We start from the raw sequence: 16,165 nt of genomic DNA, 5'->3' as shown, positions 1-16,165 counted from the left end.
ACAGACCAACGGTCCAGCCACGCAAGCTCACCAGTGCAGGACACAGCGGCCGCTGACGCGCTGCTCCCCCGTCTGGACGGGACAGGCGCTGCAGATGAGGAGGCCATCGTGACAGTCATATCCGTTCCCCAGGCCTTCAACGAGGAACAGCTCTTCGTCGACCTCGAGTCGATCTTCGGGCAGTCGCTCTTCCTCAAGTGCGAGGGCTTCAACTTCGCCGGTTCGATCAAGCTCAAAGCCGCGACCGAGATGGTGGAGACCGCCGAGCGGGAGGGGATCCTGACTCCCGATTCGATCCTGGTCGAGTCCTCGTCCGGCAACCTGGGCGTGGCCCTGAGCATGATCGCCGCCAGCAAGGGCTACCGGTTCCTGTGCGTCACCGACGCGCGGTGCAACCTGTCGACCCGGCTGCTGATGAAGGCCCTGGGCAGCCAGGTGCACATCATCTCCGGGCCGGACGCCCACGGCGGCTACCTGGGCGCGCGCCTGGACTTCGTCCGCGCGCTGTGCGCCTCGGACGACCGGTACGTCTGGCTCAGCCAGTACACGAACCCGGGCAACTGGCGGGCGCACTACCGGACGACCGCTCCGGAGATCGCGCGGCAGTTCCCCGAGGTCGACGTCGCGTTCGTCGGCGCCGGCACCACGGGGACGCTGATGGGCTGCGCCCGCTGGTTCCGCGAGTGGTCCCGGCCGGTCAAGGTCGTCGCGGTGGACAGCGTCGGCTCCGTGACGTTCGGCGGGGCACCCGGCCGCCGGATGATCCCCGGGCTGGGCATGAGCGTCCATCCGCCGCTGCTCGACGAGTCCTTCGTGGACGAGGTCGTCCTGGTCGAGGAGGCCGACACCATCCGCGCCTGCCACCGGCTGGCCCGTCGCGGGTTCCTGTTCGGCGGCTCGACGGGCACGGTGGTCAGCGGCGCGACGAGCTGGCTCGAGAAGAACGGCGCCCCCGGCCTCACGTCGGTGGCGATCGCGCCGGACCTCGGCGAGCGCTACCTCGACACGATCTACCAGAGCAACTGGCTCCAGGACCTGTACGGCGAGGACGTCCTCGAACCGGACGAACGGGCCGACACCTCCTGGGCCGACCCCGCGTGGGCGGCGGCGGCCGAGGCCGCCTGGGCCAGTGCCCCTCCGGCGCCCCCCGTCGAACCGGCGACGACGCCGTCGGTCTCCCCCGACGGTCAACTGCACTGACGCCGGGCGGCGACGCCGCCCCCGTCGACCACATGCTGCTGCGGCGGTCACCGACCGCCGCAGCAGCACGTCCGCGCCCGGAGCGCAATGGCCGGATCCGGCGGGCGGGGGTGAGTACGGGTACTCATCCGCGCCCGGGGCGCCCGCCCGTAGCCTCGTCACACGGTCGGGAACGACACGTGGGACCAAGGGGGAACCGATGACGATCCGCCGCACCGCCACCGCTCTGACACTGTCCGCCGCCACCTTGCTGATCGCCGCGGGAGCGGTCACCACCGCGGACCGGGGCCCCGCGGCCCCGGCCCGGGCGTGGGTCGGCCCCGGCGTCGTCCGCGCGTGGGTGGGCCCGGGCGCCACCACCGACGCCTGGGTCGGACCCGGCGTGATCAAGGCCTGGGTCGGACCCGGCGTGGTCAAGACCTGGGTGGGCCCGGGCGCCACCACCGACGCCTGGGTCGGGCCCGGCGTCGTCCGCGCCTGGGTGGGCCCCGGCGCCACCACCGACGCCTGGGTCGGACCCGGCACGGTCAAGGCCTGAGCCGGGCAGAGCGCACCGCGGGCCGGTGACGGGCCGGTCCGCACACCGCGGGAACAGAAGCCCGAGCGACACACCCCGAGATGCCGTGTGCGACCGCGCGGGCTCCGTGCACGAGCCGAACTCATCGTCATCAACGCCTGCACGGACCGCTGGACCGCCCCCGGACCGCCGCGCGACACCCGCCCGGCCGTGACCCGAGGGGCACCCCGTACCCCGTCCAAGACGCCCTTTCATGGCAAGCGTTACCGGTGGTATGTCATGCGCATGACTACCTCTCGGAGCAATCGCTTCGTCTCCCTCCCCCGCGCCGGCGCCGTGGCGGCCGCCGTCCTCGCCGCGACCATGGCCCTGCCCGGGCTTCCTGCTGCGGGGGCCGCCGCCGTCGCCGCGCCCGGCGGCACCCTCTACGTACAGAGTGCCGTGAACGGCCTCAACGCCTCCGACAGCGGCGGCACCGTGGCGCTGCACCGGCCCAAGGGTAACGAGGACCGCCAGCAGTGGACGGCCGTCACCGTCCCCGGCGGGCAGGAACTGCGCAGCACCGACGACGCCGGCCGCTGCCTCGGCCGCTCGGGCGCCGACGCGGCGATCGTGGCGTGCGGGGGCGCGAGCGCCGCCTGGGAGATCACGGCGGCCGGCGACGGGACCTACTCGCTGGGCGTGCCGGGCACCGCGGACCGATTGACGCTGGCCGAGGCGCCGGCCGGGAGCGTGTACCCGGAGCGGCCGCGTGTGGGCGCCGCGGGCCCGCTGTCCCGGTGGTACCTCACGCCCGCCCCGCTCCCCCGGACGGCCATGCCACCCGCCGACGCGCGCACCCTGGACCAAGTCACCTTCCTGACCGCGCACAACGCCTTCGCCAACGGCGTCGACGGCGGCTTCGCGCCGCCCTTCGTCAACCTCTTCCCCAACCAGTCGCGCGGCATCTCGCAGCAACTGGACGACGGCGTCCGCGGCTTCATGATGGACATCCACCAGACACCGGACGGCGCGATCCTCTGCCACAACAGCTGCACGCTGGTCAGCCGCCCCGTCGCGCTCTGGGTGGACCTGCAGCGGATGGTCGACTTCCTCCGGCAGCACCCGGGGCAGTTCGTCACCGTCTTCCTGGAGGACTACGTCTCCCCCGAGGTGCTGCGCTCCGAACTCTCGCGGGTCGACGGCCTCTACGACGTCCTCTACCGCCCCGACCAGGACGGCGTGCGCGAGCACGGCTGGCCCGCCATGGGCGACCTGGCCGCGCGCGGCAAGCAGTTGATGGTCTTGACCGACCGGACCCGCGGCTCCGACACCGGCCTGAAGCGCGACAGCTTCGGCGTGATGTACCAGCAGGAGTGGACCGTGGAGAACTACTGGTCGATGGGCTCCGGGGCGAGCACCTCCGACTGGTCCTGCTACAGCCGCTGGTACGGCGCCGGGGTCAACGTGCCGCTCACCCGCGAGGAGCCCGGGTTCCGGCCGCTCTTCGTGATGAACCACTTCCGGGACACGACCCTCGCCGGTACCGCGGCCACCGACAACGGCAAGCTGCTCAACCGCACCCGGAACTTCTGCGAGCCGGCCGCCCGCAAGAAGCCGACGTACGTGGCCGTCGACCGCTACGACCTCGGCTCGCCGATGACCGCGGTCGACCAGCTCAACACCTCCGTCGTGGTGCCGTAGCCGTGGCCGGGACGTTACCGCGCCGGCCCCTCACGGCCGTGGCCGCCGCGCTCGTCACCCTCATCGGCCTGCTCACCCCCACAACCGCCCTCGCGCGCGAACCCGGGCCCTCGGCCCCGTCCACCCCCGCCGCGCCGGCCACCGCACTCGGCGAGTCCTGGACCCCGCCGCTCAGCACCCGCGGGCGCTACATCGTCGACGCCGACGGCGACCGCTTCAAGCTCAGGTCCGGCAACTGGCACGGCGCCAGCGGCACCTGGAACGGCTCCGGCGATCCCGCCGACCCCGCGAACCACCACGCGGGCGAGGACTCCGGCCGCATGCCGCTGGGCCTGGACCGGGCGCCGATCGCCGAGATCCTCTCCGGCTTCACCGAACTCGGCATCAACAGCATCCGGCTGCCCTTCTCGAACGAGATGATCCACGACACCGTCACCGTCACCGACGCGTCGGTCGCCGCCAACCCCCAGCTGCGCGGGAAGACCCCACTCCAGGTGTACGACGCCGTCGTGGCCGCCCTCACGGACGCGGGCTTCGCCGTCGTCCTCAACAACCACACCAACACCACCCGCTGGTGCTGCGGCGTGGACGGCAACGAGCGCTGGAACGCCTCGCAGTCCACCGGGACGTGGGAGGAGGACTGGCTGTCCATGGTCCGCCGCTACCGCGACAACAAGCGCGTCGTCGGCGCCGACCTCTACAACGAGGTCCGCCGCTCGGTCTGGGACGACCCCAACTGGGGTCTCGGCGACGACCACGACTGGTTCGCCACCGCGCAGCACCTGGGCGACCGCATCCTCCAGGAGGCCAACCCCGACCTGCTGATCGTCGTCGAGGGCATCAACTGGACCGGCCTGCCCGTCGACGGCCTCCCCCACGACCGCCCCACCCTGGAGCCCGTCCAGCGCCTCTCCCACACCCTCGTCCGGTCCGGGAAGCTGGTGTACTCCGCGCACTTCTACGGCTACACCGGCCCACGGCACAGCGGCGCGACGGGGATCGGCGAGACCCACGACCCGCGCTACAGCGACCTCGGCCGCGACGAGCTGTACGCGGAGCTGCGCAGGCAGGCCTTCTACGTGTCCTCGGACACCGGACGGCACTACACCGCGCCGCTGTGGATCAGCGAGTTCGGCGTCGGCGGCCGGGAGGAGACGAACGAGAGGACCCGCGCCTGGTTCGCGGACTTCACGGACTTCCTGATCCAGAACGACACCGACTTCGCCTACTGGCCCCTGGTCGGTTGGCACGAGAACCGCCGGGGCAACGGCTGGGCGCTGCTGCACTGGGACTCCGCCGGTCACCGCATGGGCCCGTACGACGGTGACGACTGGCGGGCCGACGCATGGTCCCGGCTGGTCGGCAGCCCCGGCCGCACCGGGTACGTGGCCCCCGTCGGCCGCTGGTCGATGCTCGCTCCGGACCACGGCGACTTCGTGCAGAGCCTGCGCATGCGCGCCCGCCCCGACTGGGACACCGGCGCGCGCAAGGCCGCGTGCCCGGACGGGCAGCGGCTGATCGGGCTGGCCCACACCGGCAACCGCGGTCTGTGCACCGACACCGGCGCCGGGGACCTGTGGGCCTCCTCCGGGGCGTACCAGGTCGTCACCGACGAGCGGTACGTGCCGTCCGGCGGCGACTGGGCCTCGGGCTACACCAAGTACCAGTGCCCGGCCGGGTCGTTCCTCGCCGGCTACGCGGTCCGCGGCGCCGCCGTCTCCAGCGCGCTGTGCGCCACCGCGGGCACGGCCCTGGGCGGTGCCGGGCGCACGGTGTGGTTCGACCGGGGCGACGACCGTCCCGCGTCGGGGGCCGGCGGGGACTTCGCGTACGGCAGCTACAAGGGGCAGTGCGCGGACGGCGAGTACGCGGCGGGCATCGCCTTCACCGGCCGCTTCGGCTCCTCCCGTACGCCGGACGCGCTCTACTGCCGGTCGCTTCCGTAGGCCGTGCCGCCGCCCACCGCGCCCCTGTGGCGGTGGGCGGCGGCACGGGGGCCGGTCAGCTGCCCGGGACGGTGTCGGTGAAGGCGGTGCCCGCGCTGCGGTAGGCGGCGACCTTCGCGGCGACCTGGGCCGGGGTCAGTTTCTGGTCCTTGACGAAGTAGACGTAGTCCACCTGCTGGTTGTACGAGCGCGGGGTGCTGCCCGTCTGGCCCGTGAGGTCGATCAGCCAGTGGTTGAAGTCGATCCACTGGCTGGTCTCCGGCAGGTAGGGCTCGCCGTGGGTGCCGAAGACCTGGCCGTCGATGTAGTAGGTGATGGCGCTGTTGTCGATGGTGATCTGCAGGTCGTGCCACCCCTCGTAGCTCTGGCGGTTCTCGGAGTGGGTGTTGACCGCGTTCCACGGGTCCGGGTTGTAGGTCTCCCAGGACGTCGTGTACATGATGTTGCTCGGCTCGCCCCAGCCGCCGTTCGGCAGGTACTCGAAGTCCTGCTCGCTGTAGTTCGGGTCCATCGGCGCGTTGAGTGGCGTGAAGGCGAAGAAGGTCTGGACGACGTGGTCGCCGTCGGGGCCGCCGGTCGGGGTGTCGTTGAAGCGCACGCGGGCGGCGTAGGTGCCGTTGCGGAACTTGCGCGCGGTGGTCTGGACCTCGCTCTCCTTGGTGCCGGCGGCGGTGCCGTCGGTGGTGAGGCGGAGGTTCATGACCTTGTTGCTCCCGGTGCCCGCCACGAAGGTGACGTCCTGCGGGGACCAGGTGGCGCCCGGCACGCCGGGACCGCCCTGCCCGGACTTCACGGTCCAGCCGTGGTTCTGCAGCGCGGGGTCGCTGCTGGAGGTGTAGCTGAAGTCGTCGAAGAGCGCGGGCGCGTCGGGGTCGGTCGGCGGGTCCGTCGGCGGGTCGGTCGGCGGGTCCGTGGGGTCGTTGCCGGCGGGCGCGGTGCCCCAGACGACCGAGCCGCCGCGCTGCACGGTGACCTTGTCCCAGTCGGCGTACGACGTCCGGGAGCCGTTGAAGGAGTAGTCGTCCGACTGGGTCAGGCGCTGCCAGTCCGCACGGTAGAAGCGCAGTTGCATGTCGCCGGTGTTCTGCCCGGGGGCGAGCGAGCCCGCGCCGGAGGTGAAGCCGATCTCCAGGTAGCGGTCGGCGGTGGCGGTGGGGTTGGCGAGGTTGCCGAAGGTGCCGGTGATGTTGGCGCACCCCTTGACCGCCCAGGAGCAGGCGAAGCGGTACGCGGTGGTGGGGCTGTCGGCCTTGAAGTAGTAGCGCAGGGTCACCTCGCTCAGCGGGACGGAGGAGGTGCCCCGGTTGGTGATCTCGAGCCAGGGCTCGGCCTGGTCCGCGGTGGCCCCGGACGCGCTCGTCCGGTACTGGGCGGCGAGCGTCGTCGTCGCGGCGGACGCGGGCAGCGCGACGAGCCCGGCACAGGCGAGGCCCGCCGTCGTACAGGCGGCTACGGCGGTGCGCAGCCGGGCGGTGGTGCGGAACGGTCCTGACATGGGGACCCCTTCCAGTCGGGTGGAGCGCGTGGGGGAGGGCTTACCACTTGGCAACTGGTCTTCCACTGGTAAGGGAAGGTGGCATAGACCAGATGAGGGGTCAAGTCCCCTGACAGGAAGGGAATTCGGGGCGCCCGCATCTCATGCGAGTGTCGGAAACCCTGGAGAACTGGTCAGCAACTGGATAGCCTCGTGGGCACGGCATTCACCGCACGGCCATGAAGAGGGGGCGGGGCACATGACGGGCGAGGCACCGCGGTCGCCGCTGAAGCGCGAACGGGTCCGCGACCACCTCCTGGAACTCGTCGAGTCACAGGCACCGGGCACCCCGATCCCCTCGGAGCGCGCCCTGTGCGAGCAACTGGACGTCTCCCGGCCCACCGTGCGCTCGGCCGTCGACGAACTGGTCACCACCGGCCTGCTCGTCCGGCGCCACGGGAGCGGCATGTTCGTCGCCCCCGCGAAGATCACCCAGGAACTCGCACAGGGGGAGAACGCCTTCAGCCTGCCGCAGGCCTCCGGCCACTGGCTCAGCCGCGTCCTGGAGTTCGCCACGGTGCGGGCGGGCGCCCGCGTCGGCCGCAAGCTCCGGGTGTCGCCCGCCGCCGAGATCGTCTACATCGCCCGGCTCCGCCTCGTCGACGGCGAGCCGATGGCCGTCGAGTACCTGCACGTACCGGCCGACCTCGTACCGGGCCTGCGCGCGGCCGACATGGAGGCCGGGGACTTCTACGCCTGCCTGCGGGAGCGGCACGGCGTCCACGTCCACGAGGCCGTCCAGTCCATCGAGCCCACGGTGGCGAACGAGGAGGAGGCCCGGCTGCTGCAGGTGCCGGTGCTCTCCCCCGCGCTGCTCTTCGACCGCCTCACGAGCGACGCCGCCGGACGCCCCGTGGAGTACGTGCACTCCCTCTACCGCGGCGACCGCTACCGCATCGTCTCCCGCCTGTCCCTCGCCGGCTCGGCGTCCGCGACCCTGCCCGTGACGGCGGGCCACCACCCGGGCATGCCCCCCGACGAACGCGCCGCCCCGGCCGGCACGCTGGCCCACGTGGTGGGGGACGTACAGCCCCGCGGATGAGGACCCGCAACCCCGTACACACGTGCGCCCCGCAGCCCCTATGATCACTCCGCTCCCGTGTCCACCGGAGCCGCGCACGACCCGAGACAGGCCATCCACGATGTCCAGCAAGTCCCCCAAATCCCCCTTTCTGCTTGCCCGTTGCGCACAGACGGCGATAGCCGCGGCCGCGCTCCTGGACGTGTTCCGGGCGGTGGCCGTCCAGAACCGCTACCTGGATCCGACCGATGGGACCCGGCACGTGTCGGGACTGGTCTCCCAGGTCTTCGTCTACCTGATGACACTGACGGCCCCTCTCTTCCTCGTATGGCTCGCCCGGTCCCGGCGCAATGCCCTGGCTCTGTCCCCGCAGGCCGCGCTCCCGAGCAGAGGCTGGCTGATCGGGTCGTGGTTCGTCCCCGTGCTCAACCTCTTCGTGCCCCGGCAGTTCGTCCTCGACATCGGACGCGCGAGCTCCCCGTCGTGGAACCCGAAACGCGACTCGACGCTGGTCAACCTCTGGTGGGCGGCGTGGATCGGGCACGGAATCGTCCTCACGCTGAGCACCCAGACCGCCCCGGGCTCGCGAGCCGCCCTGGCGGTCGCCGAAGCGCTCATGATCGCCGCTGCCGTACTGCTGGGCCTCGTCATCGAGCGCGTCACCACGCTCCAGCGGGCCGCGCTCGGCACCCCGGCTCCCCTCTCCCCCGTCGCACAGTCATGAGGCAGGCCACGGCCGTGACCGGCTACGACATCGTGCGGGTCTTCTGCGGGCCCGACGGCGGACACGGCGACCGGATCGCCGTGGTGCGCGACGGGAGCGCCGTCACCGACGAGCAGGACCGCCTCGCCTTCGCCCGGCGGTCGGGTTCCGGCGAGACCGTGTTCGTCGACGATCCCGAGCGGGGCATCATCGACATCCGCTCCGCCGACGGGCGGCTGCCCTTCGCCGGCTCCCCCTGCATGGGCGCCGCCTGGCTGCTGGACGCCCCCGAACTCATCACCCCCGCCGGCGTCGTGGGCGTGCGCCTGGACGGCGAGTTCACCTGGCTGGAGGCCAGCCCCGCCTGGGCGCCGCCCCGCACGCTGCGGCAGTACGACTCGCCCGAGGAGGTGGACGCGCTGCCCGTACCGCCGCCCGGCGAGTGGGTCTACGCCTGGGCATGGGAGGACGAGCCCGCCGGACGCGTCCGCGCCCGCGGCTTCCCGGGCCGCGGCGACGGCGTCGCCGAGGTCGAGGCCACCGGGTCGGCGGCGCTCCTGCTCACCGACCGCCTCGACCGCGCCCTCAACATCGCCCAGGGCCGCGGCTCCCAGATCCTCACCGCCCCCGCACCGGACGGCCTGGTGGAACTCGGCGGCCGCGTCCACCTGGAGCGCGCCGTCCCCGGCACCCCCACCAGGACCCGCCCCGCGATCACCCTGGCCACCCCCGGCTCGTCCCGCCGCCGCATCCATCTGCTCGACCTCTGACCCGAGCACTGCTCTCCTCGTCCACCGCCGGGGCGGCGCATGCCCTGCGCCGCCCCGGACCGGCGCCCTGGACGCATCAGCGGCGGACGCAGGGGATGAACGGCCGCCGGCGGTCGGTCAGCCGGGGCGGGCTCCATGGGGCAGATCATCGGCCACACACCGATATTCCCTGGCCGCTGCGTCCCGCCCCACCGCATCATGCACGCATGACCGAACGGTTGCGGGACAGCGCATGGCAGTACGTCGGGGGGATCCTGCACCTCGAGGACCTGCCGATGCTCGCGGCGCACGCGCTGGCCGACGGAGACGACTCGACCGCGCTGCGGGAGCTCGCCGGACTCTCGCGCCGCGACGATCCGGCCGGAATCCGCGAGCCGTACCACCGGGCCCTGCACGAACTGTGCATCGCGCTACCGGACGACGAGACCGCCGGCAGGCGTGTGCTCCTCGACCGTGCGCAAGGGCTCGTCCAGGGCGACCTGACCGCGGTCCAAGCGGCGAACGGCCTCTCCGGAGCCGCGGCCCTCACACCAGAGGAGACGCACTTCCTGGACACCGCAGCCGAGTACAGCGAGTGGCTGCTCCCCGCACTCCTGCCCGGCTGGGAACGTGAACTGCGCGCCGCGGCGCTCGCCCTGGTGGCGACCGCCGGCCGGCCGTGACCCGGCGCCGGCTACGAGCGACGGGCGTACCACGCACGACCCAGCGCCAGCACGCTCAGGCCGAACATCAGCACGCCCAGGGGGACGTGGAGCGCGGGCCGGTGGGCGATGCCCAGCACCACTTGGACCGAGGCGAGGGCGAGGAAGCCCGAGGCGTACAGGATCGGGCGGGGCGATCCGCCGCCCGGCCGCCAGGCGAGGACCGCGGCGAGCACGTACAGCATCGACGCCGCGTACATCACCCGCGCCCCGGCGCTGTGCAGCGCCTCGCCGTGGGACGAGGACAGCAGCAGCCCGGCGGTGGCCGCCTGGAAGAAGATCGCCGCTGTCTGCAGGGCGACGGCGACCTGCAGGAACGTGAGGCTGCGGTGTTCTGCCGTTGTGGGTGTGGCCATGGCTCGGTCCCTCGTCTTCCCTCTCGCGGCGGCGGACCGGTACGGTCCCCGTCAGTCCGACGACCCGGACCCGCGAACTGTCAGGAGGCGCCCCGCCTGACGAACGGCGGCGTTGTCTCGTCGTAGGGGTGGGAGCGGAAGCGGACGGGACGGACGAGGGAGCGGTCAGGGCGATGAGCACCCCATTCCAGCCGGGGCGGGACGGGTCCGAGCCGGGCCTTCGCGCGGTCGTCGGCGAGCGGCGTCAACTGATCAACCTCGCCTACCGGTTGCTCGGCTCGCTGGCCGAGGCCGAGGACGCCGTGCAGGAGACGTACGCCCGCTGGTACGCGATGTCACGGGAGCAGCAGGAGGCGATCGCTTCGCCCGGGGCCTGGCTGACGACGGTGGCGAGCCGCGTGTGCCTGGACCTGCTCGGTTCGGCACGCGTCCGGCGCGAGCGTTACGTCGGCTCGTGGATACCCGAGCCGCTGCCGGACCGCTCGGAGTGGACCGGTGGAACGGCCGGTGGCGGCGGAAGGCCCGAGTCGGCCGACCCCGCGGACCGGGTCACCCTGGACGAGTCCGTGACGATGGCCTTCCTCGTCGTGCTGGAGTCGATGACGCCGGCCGAGCGCGTGGCGTTCGTCCTGCACGACGTCTTCCGGTTCCCCTTCCCCGAGGTCGCCGGGATCGTCGGGCGGACGCCGGCGGCCTGCCGGCAACTGGCCTACTCGGCCCGGCGGCGGGTCCGCGCCGCGCGGGGTCCGGCGGCGCCGGCGGCCGGGCAGGCCGGGGTGGTGCGGGACTTCAAGGAGGCGTGGCAGGCCGGGGACATCAAGGCCCTGGTCGGCCTCCTGGATCCCGACGCCACGATGGTCGCCGACGGCGGCGGGCTGGCCGGCGCCGTGCTCCGGCCGGTCGAGGGCGGCGAGCGCATCGCCCGCTACCTGGTCCACATGGCCGGGCGGACCCCGGGGCTGACGCTGCTGGAACGGACGGTCAACGGCCGGCCCGGCCTGGTCGCCCGGCACGCCGGGGTCACCGTGACGGTGGCGGCGTTCGACCTCGCCGGCGGCCGCGTCTCCCGCATCTGGGCGGTCCGCAACCCGGACAAGCTCCGCCCCTGGGCCGGGAACGACCCTTCCTGAGGACCCCGCTCGGGCCCGGGCTCAGGCGACGTCCGCGCTGCCCTCGCGGTAGACCTTCGCCCAGGCGATGCGGCCGTCCCGGAGCCCGTAGAACGCCGCGATGGGGCAACTGCGGCGCTCGCCGCGGTGGGTGAGGGTCTCGGTCATCCGGCAGGCCGCGCGGTCCCCCTCGGCGATGACGTCGTGGACCTCCAGGGTGGGGAGCAGCCCACGCATGGCCTCGTCGAAGAGCGCGGTGAGCGCGGCGCGACCGCGCACCGTGGTGGTGCCGGTGATCCACACGGCGTCGTCGGTGAAACCGGCCAGGAGCGCTTCCAGGTCACGGGCGTTGAAGGCCCGTACGTGCGCGTGTATCGCCGCCGCCGCGTCGGTTGTCGTCACGGGGGCCAGTGTGGCAGGGACCCGTGGGACCGGCCTGGCGGTGGCCGGTCCCACGGGTCCGCGGGTCCGCCGGGTGTCAGTTGACGCTGACGGCGGACCAGGCTGCGGCGACGGCCGCGTACTCGGTGCTCGCGGCGCCGTAGAGGTCGGTGGCGGCCTTGAGCGTGGCGGTGCGGGCACCCGCGTAGTTGGTGCCGGAGGTCATGTGGACCGTCAGGGCCCGGTACCAGATCTTGCCGAGCTTGTCGCGGCCGATGCCGGACACCGTGGAGCCGTTGCAGGTGGGGCTGTCGTAGCTGACGCCGCCCACGGTCCTGGCGCCGCTGCCCTCGGCGAGCAGGTAGGCGAAGTGGTTGGCGACGCCGGAGGAGTAGTGGACGTCGAGGTTGCCGACCGCGGAGCTCCAGCAGTCGGCGGAGCTGCCGTCCTTGGAGGGCTTGTCCATGAAGCGCAGCGCGGGCTTGCCGAAGCCGGGCTTCACGATGCGCTCGCCGATGAGGTAGTCGCCGGTGTCGGAGGAGTTGCCGGCGTACCACTCGACCAGGGTGCCGAAGATGTCCGAGGTGGCCTCGTTGAGGCCGCCGGACTCACCGGAGTAGGTGAGCGCCGCGGTGCGCGAGGTGACGCCGTGCGACATCTCGTGCCCGGCGACGTCGAGCGCGACCAGCGGCCCGAAGGTGGTGCCGTCGCCGTCGCCGTAGGTCATGCAGAAGCAGCTGTCGTCCCAGAAGGCGTTGTTGTAGTTGTTGCCGTAGTGGACGCGGTTGTACGAGCCCTTGCCGTCGCCGGCGATGCCGCTGCGGCCGTGGACGGACTTGTAGTAGTCCCAGGTCTCGTCGGTGCCGTACTGGGCGTCGACGGCGGCCGTCGCGCGGTCGGCGGTGGTGCCGGTGCCCCAGTGGTTGTCGGCGTCGGTGAAGAGGACCGCGGGGGCGCGGGAGAAGCAGATGCCGAAGATGCACAGGTCGGTCTTGTTCTGCGCGTCGCCGGTGTAGGTGTTGCCGCGGGTGGGGTCCTTCAGCTGGTAGGTGCTGCCGCTGAGGGTGGTCTCCAGGGACACGGTGCCGCCGTACAGCGACGCGCCGTCGCCGGTGGCGGTCTCCAGGGCGTCCCAGGCGTCGATGCGGGCGCCCGAGCGGGCGTCGGTGAGGAGGACGCGGGCGGCGGGGTTGCCCAGGCTGTCGAGGCCGACGGCGGTGGTGCGCCAGGCCAGCCGGGGTGTGCCGTGCAACGCGTCGACGACGAGCTGGGACTTCGCCTTGGCCTGCCGGAACGCGGTCCCGCGGTGGGCGGAGCGCAGGGCCGCCACGCCCTTGTCGGCGGCGGTGGCGGCCGGGACGGCCGGGGTCGTGCCGGGCACGGCCAGGTCGGAACGGGTGGCCCGTTCGGCGCCCTCGTAGGCGCCGCCGGGGGCGAGGTGGACGACGAGGTCGCCGCCGAGGACGGGCAGTCCGCGGTAGGTGCGGTCGTAGCGGATGTGCTGGGCGCCGTCCGCGTCGGTGACGACGTCGCGGACGGTCCGGCCCTGCGCGGGGGTGACGGCGAGCCGGGTCGCGTGGGCGGTGACGGCGGCGTCGGCGCGGGCGACGCCGGTGGCCCGGGAGGGGAGGTCACGGCCGGGGGCCGAGGCCGACGCCGCGGACGGCGTCAGCAGGGCGGCGGTGACGGCGGTCGCGGCCAGCGCCGCGGATATGACGGTCGCGGCACGTCTGGTGCTGGGCTGCATCGTGCTCCTCTGGTGGGGGGCGTGCGCGGTCCCCGCATCTGCGTCCGGCCACGGTGGGGCGGGCCCGGGTGCGGAGGTGAGGCGGTGCCAGATTTAAGTGCCCATGACATTCGGATGTCCAGAGCGCGTCCGTGGTCCACACACGGGAATCGGCCGAAGCACACACGGTGGTCACGCGTCGGGCGCGGTCAGCCCGTTGACCGGCGCGGAGCGGCCGCGCGGTTCAGCCCGGTGACCGGCGCGGACCGGCCCCCGTCGGTCGGTCCGCGCCGGTCAGCTCCGGTCGAACGCGCCGTGCCTCCCCGCCCCCGCGGAGAAGCGTGCCGCGCCCTCCCCCGCTTCCGCGAGGGACACCCTGCCGTGCCGCAACTCGGTCTCCAGCGCGGCCGTTTCCCCCAGCCCCTCGGCCTCCAGCACCGCGAGCCGGTCGTGCCGTACGCAGGTCTGCGGGAAGGCCGCGATCTCCTCGGCGAGCCGTTCGGCCGCGACCCGCGCCCCGCCGGCCGGGACGACCCGGTTGACCAGGCCCATGGCGTACGCCTCGGCCGCGTCCACCGGACGTCCCGTCAGGATCAGGTCCATCGCCCGCGAGGTGCCGATCAGCCGCGGCAGCCGTACCGCCCCGCCGTCGATCAGGGGCACGCCCCAGCGCCGGCAGAACACCCCGAGCACCGCGTCCTCCTCGGCGACCCGCAGGTCGCACCAGAGGGCCAGTTCCAGGCCGCCGGCCACCGCGTGACCCGAGATCGCCGCGATGACCGGCTTGCCCAGCCGCAGGCGGGTGGGCCCCATGGGCCCGTCCCCGCCGCCCCCCTCGGTCACGTCGGTCACCTCGTTGCCGCGCGGGGTGCCGATGGCCTTGAGGTCGGCACCCGCGCAGAAGGTGCCGCCCTCGCCCCACAGCACGGCGACCGAGGCGCCGGGGTCGGCGTCGAACTCACGCAAGGCGTCAGCCAGTTCACGCGCCGTCGGACCGTCGACGGCGTTGCGCGCCGCGGGGCGCGAGAGCACCACCGTGGTGACGGGTCCGCTGCGCTCGACTCGTACGGGCATGGCCTGTTCCCTCCGCCGCCGATCACCCCTGCCGGGTCAGGAGAGGTTATCGCCGTGGGTCAGGGTCTCCCAGGCGACGAAGAGGTTGTTGCTGCCGGCCGGACGCTGGGACTGGGTCAGCGCCTGGGTGTTGGTCATGGCGATGCCGAGCCGGTTGTGCAGCGCGTTGTAGCCGACCTCGGTCACCGGTCCGAGCCCGAGGTTGAGGTGCCCGCCGCACAGCCAGGACGGCACGGCCTCGCCCCGCTGGTACTTGGACTGGAAGCCCAGCGCCTGCCGGAGCCGCTCGCCGACCTGCGGGTAGAGGTCCTCGCCCTGGATGCGGCTGGTCTCCGCGACGTGCGAGATCGAGGAGATGCCGTAGCCGGTGTGCGTGAAGTCGCGGCAGGTCTCCTGGGTCAGACCGGTCACGAAGGTGGACTGCCCCTGCCAGTAGCCGACGATCTTGTCCCGGGTGTCGAGCCCGCTGCCGGGCACGGTCCTGGGCAGCGCGCCGTCGGTGTCCAGGTACACGTACGCGGCCACGCGGTTCAGGTAGCGCGTGACGGCCTTGTCGTACGAGGTGCGGTCGTCGAGGAAGACGGAGATGCCGACGGCGGCCTCCATCATGCTCAGCTCCCAGTTGCCGTTGCTCTTGGAGCCGTTGATGACCTCGGGGAGGTAGACGTTGCGCAGCATGGTGGCGAAGCGGTTCACGTTCGGCCAGCCGGTGTACGTGTAGCGGATGATCTCCGCGGCGCGCGGCCACACCGAGCCCGCCCAGCCGGTCTGCAGCGGGGCGTTGCTGTTGGTGTGGTCGGTGATGGTGGCCGACCAGGCGTCCATCAGCTGGATCGCCTTCTGCGCGTACTTGGCGTCACGGGTGACGTACCAGGCCAGCGCGTTGGTGTAGGCCGCGATGGCGTCCTCGCGCTCGTCGGTGCAGCCGTAGTTGGGGTTGGAGTACGAGCCGCACTCGACGACCGCGCGCGGCTTGGGGGTGCGCGACTGCGAGGCGTAGGCCGACGCCATCATCTGGTCGTACGCGCCCTTCCAGGGCTGCGCCCCGGCCTGCACCTTTCCGCGTACGAAGTCGAGTTGGGCACGGCTGACCAGGACGCCGGGGTGGCTGAACGCGGCCGGCGCGGCCTCGGCGCGGCCGCCGCCGGGCAGCGCGGCCAGGAGGGCGGCGACCAGCGCCGCGACGAGGGCGAAGATGCCCTTGGTGAGGAGACCTTGGGACCTGTGGGACATGGGGGGACGCCTTCCCAGGAGACGGCATGTTCACATGGGTGAACTGCGAATGCACCCGTGAACACTGCGATTGAGGGATGACGGTAGGACTAGACCAATACGCCGTCAAGTCCCCTGGCATGGACGGCTGATACCTGCCACCGTGCCCCGTACGGCTGTGCGACACCGCCGCGGCGGAAGGACACGTATCTGACCCACCCTCACCCCCGGC

15 protein-coding genes are annotated in these 16,165 nt (G+C 72.7%); 9 read left to right on the top strand and 6 right to left on the bottom strand.

What is annotated here, in order from left to right; genetic code table 11:
• Positions 1-108 precede the first annotated feature (108 nt).
• The 4 genes from sbnA (at position 109) to ABZ479_RS05500 (ending at position 5,346) form a co-directional block, all read left to right on the top strand.
• Positions 109-1,200 (top strand): 2,3-diaminopropionate biosynthesis protein SbnA, encoded by a 1,092-nt coding sequence (gene sbnA, locus ABZ479_RS05515; protein ID WP_500460061.1) that lies wholly within the window; start codon positions 109-111, stop codon positions 1,198-1,200.
• Between the two features lie 199 nt (positions 1,201-1,399).
• On the top strand, positions 1,400-1,738 hold the full coding sequence (locus ABZ479_RS05510; RefSeq protein WP_500460060.1) for a hypothetical protein: 339 nt from the start codon (positions 1,400-1,402) through the stop codon (positions 1,736-1,738).
• Between the two features lie 264 nt (positions 1,739-2,002).
• Entirely contained in the window at positions 2,003-3,400 is a 1,398-nt protein-coding gene (locus tag ABZ479_RS05505) for a phosphoinositide-specific phospholipase C-related protein (protein WP_500460059.1), read from the top strand.
• 2 nt (positions 3,401-3,402) lie between these two features.
• Positions 3,403-5,346, top strand: coding sequence for a glycoside hydrolase family 5 protein (locus tag ABZ479_RS05500; protein ID WP_500460058.1), 1,944 nt, complete (start codon positions 3,403-3,405; stop codon positions 5,344-5,346).
• A gap of 55 nt (positions 5,347-5,401) precedes the next feature.
• On the opposite strand, the gene ABZ479_RS05495 is transcribed toward ABZ479_RS05500, so the two are convergent.
• Positions 5,402-6,841, bottom strand: coding sequence for a cellulose binding domain-containing protein (locus ABZ479_RS05495; RefSeq protein ID WP_500460057.1), 1,440 nt, complete (start codon positions 6,839-6,841; stop codon positions 5,402-5,404).
• A 238-nt stretch (positions 6,842-7,079) separates the two neighbouring features.
• Here ABZ479_RS05495 and ABZ479_RS05490 point away from each other — a divergent pair, with 238 nt between their 5' ends.
• The 4 genes from ABZ479_RS05490 (at position 7,080) to ABZ479_RS05475 (ending at position 10,036) form a co-directional block, all read left to right on the top strand.
• A complete protein-coding gene (locus ABZ479_RS05490; protein ID WP_500460056.1) occupies positions 7,080-7,922 on the top strand; it encodes a GntR family transcriptional regulator in 843 nt (280 codons plus the stop codon).
• 100 nt (positions 7,923-8,022) lie between these two features.
• Positions 8,023-8,625 carry a DUF4328 domain-containing protein gene (locus ABZ479_RS05485; protein WP_500460055.1) on the top strand — a complete coding sequence of 201 codons (603 nt, stop codon included), beginning with the start codon at positions 8,023-8,025 and terminating at the stop codon, positions 8,623-8,625.
• Positions 8,622-9,374: a PhzF family phenazine biosynthesis protein gene (locus ABZ479_RS05480; protein WP_499609780.1), complete on the top strand. Its 753-nt coding sequence runs from the start codon at positions 8,622-8,624 to the stop codon at positions 9,372-9,374. Before ABZ479_RS05485 ends, ABZ479_RS05480 begins: the two co-directional genes overlap by 4 nt.
• A 206-nt stretch (positions 9,375-9,580) precedes the next feature.
• Positions 9,581-10,036 carry a hypothetical protein gene (locus tag ABZ479_RS05475; protein WP_500460054.1) on the top strand — a complete coding sequence of 152 codons (456 nt, stop codon included), beginning with the start codon at positions 9,581-9,583 and terminating at the stop codon, positions 10,034-10,036.
• A gap of 11 nt (positions 10,037-10,047) precedes the next feature.
• Here ABZ479_RS05475 and ABZ479_RS05470 read toward each other — a convergent pair whose 3' ends face one another.
• Entirely contained in the window at positions 10,048-10,431 is a 384-nt protein-coding gene (locus ABZ479_RS05470) for a hypothetical protein (protein ID WP_500460053.1), read from the bottom strand.
• Positions 10,432-10,604: 173 nt separating this feature from the next.
• On the opposite strand from ABZ479_RS05470, the gene sigJ reads away from it, so the two are divergent.
• Positions 10,605-11,561 carry an RNA polymerase sigma factor SigJ gene (sigJ, locus tag ABZ479_RS05465; protein ID WP_500460052.1) on the top strand — a complete coding sequence of 319 codons (957 nt, stop codon included), beginning with the start codon at positions 10,605-10,607 and terminating at the stop codon, positions 11,559-11,561.
• 21 nt (positions 11,562-11,582) lie between these two features.
• Here the strand turns inward: sigJ and ABZ479_RS05460 are convergent, their stop codons facing one another.
• The 4 genes from ABZ479_RS05460 to ABZ479_RS05445 form a co-directional block, all read right to left on the bottom strand.
• Positions 11,583-11,942, bottom strand: a complete 360-nt coding sequence (locus tag ABZ479_RS05460; protein WP_500460050.1) for a nuclear transport factor 2 family protein — start codon at positions 11,940-11,942, stop codon at positions 11,583-11,585.
• A 76-nt stretch (positions 11,943-12,018) separates the two neighbouring features.
• Positions 12,019-13,668, bottom strand: a complete 1,650-nt coding sequence (locus tag ABZ479_RS05455) for a M4 family metallopeptidase (protein WP_500460049.1) — start codon at positions 13,666-13,668, stop codon at positions 12,019-12,021.
• 273 nt (positions 13,669-13,941) lie between these two features.
• Positions 13,942-14,721: a crotonase/enoyl-CoA hydratase family protein gene (locus ABZ479_RS05450; protein ID WP_500460048.1), complete on the bottom strand. Its 780-nt coding sequence runs from the start codon at positions 14,719-14,721 to the stop codon at positions 13,942-13,944.
• A gap of 36 nt (positions 14,722-14,757) precedes the next feature.
• The gene (locus ABZ479_RS05445) at positions 14,758-15,954 is read right to left on the bottom strand and encodes an alginate lyase family protein (RefSeq protein WP_500460047.1); all 1,197 of its coding nucleotides are present in this window, start codon (positions 15,952-15,954) and stop codon (positions 14,758-14,760) included.
• Positions 15,955-16,165: the final 211 nt, after the last annotated feature.

The organism is Streptomyces sp. NPDC005722, assembly GCF_040630935.1.
Lineage (GTDB): Bacteria > Actinomycetota > Actinomycetes > Streptomycetales > Streptomycetaceae > Actinacidiphila.
Note: the sequence above shows the minus strand (reverse complement) of the source record. Positions and strands in the feature narration are given on the sequence as shown.

Excerpts from the sequence above, each read along its gene's own strand:
- ABZ479_RS05510 (WP_500460060.1), top strand. The coding sequence starts at position 1,400 with ATGACGATCCGCCGCACCGCCACCGCTCTGACACTGTCCGCCGCCACC.
- ABZ479_RS05505 (WP_500460059.1), top strand. The coding sequence starts at position 2,003 with ATGACTACCTCTCGGAGCAATCGCTTCGTCTCCCTCCCCCGCGCCGGC.
- ABZ479_RS05495 (WP_500460057.1), bottom strand. The coding sequence starts at position 6,841 with ATGTCAGGACCGTTCCGCACCACCGCCCGGCTGCGCACCGCCGTAGCC.
- ABZ479_RS05490 (WP_500460056.1), top strand. The coding sequence starts at position 7,080 with ATGACGGGCGAGGCACCGCGGTCGCCGCTGAAGCGCGAACGGGTCCGC.
- ABZ479_RS05485 (WP_500460055.1), top strand. The coding sequence starts at position 8,023 with ATGTCCAGCAAGTCCCCCAAATCCCCCTTTCTGCTTGCCCGTTGCGCA.
- ABZ479_RS05480 (WP_499609780.1), top strand. The coding sequence starts at position 8,622 with ATGAGGCAGGCCACGGCCGTGACCGGCTACGACATCGTGCGGGTCTTC.
- ABZ479_RS05475 (WP_500460054.1), top strand. The coding sequence starts at position 9,581 with ATGACCGAACGGTTGCGGGACAGCGCATGGCAGTACGTCGGGGGGATC.
- ABZ479_RS05470 (WP_500460053.1), bottom strand. The coding sequence starts at position 10,431 with ATGGCCACACCCACAACGGCAGAACACCGCAGCCTCACGTTCCTGCAG.
- sigJ (WP_500460052.1), top strand. The coding sequence starts at position 10,605 with ATGAGCACCCCATTCCAGCCGGGGCGGGACGGGTCCGAGCCGGGCCTT.
- ABZ479_RS05455 (WP_500460049.1), bottom strand. The coding sequence starts at position 13,668 with ATGCAGCCCAGCACCAGACGTGCCGCGACCGTCATATCCGCGGCGCTG.
- ABZ479_RS05450 (WP_500460048.1), bottom strand. The coding sequence starts at position 14,721 with ATGCCCGTACGAGTCGAGCGCAGCGGACCCGTCACCACGGTGGTGCTC.
- ABZ479_RS05445 (WP_500460047.1), bottom strand. The coding sequence starts at position 15,954 with ATGTCCCACAGGTCCCAAGGTCTCCTCACCAAGGGCATCTTCGCCCTC.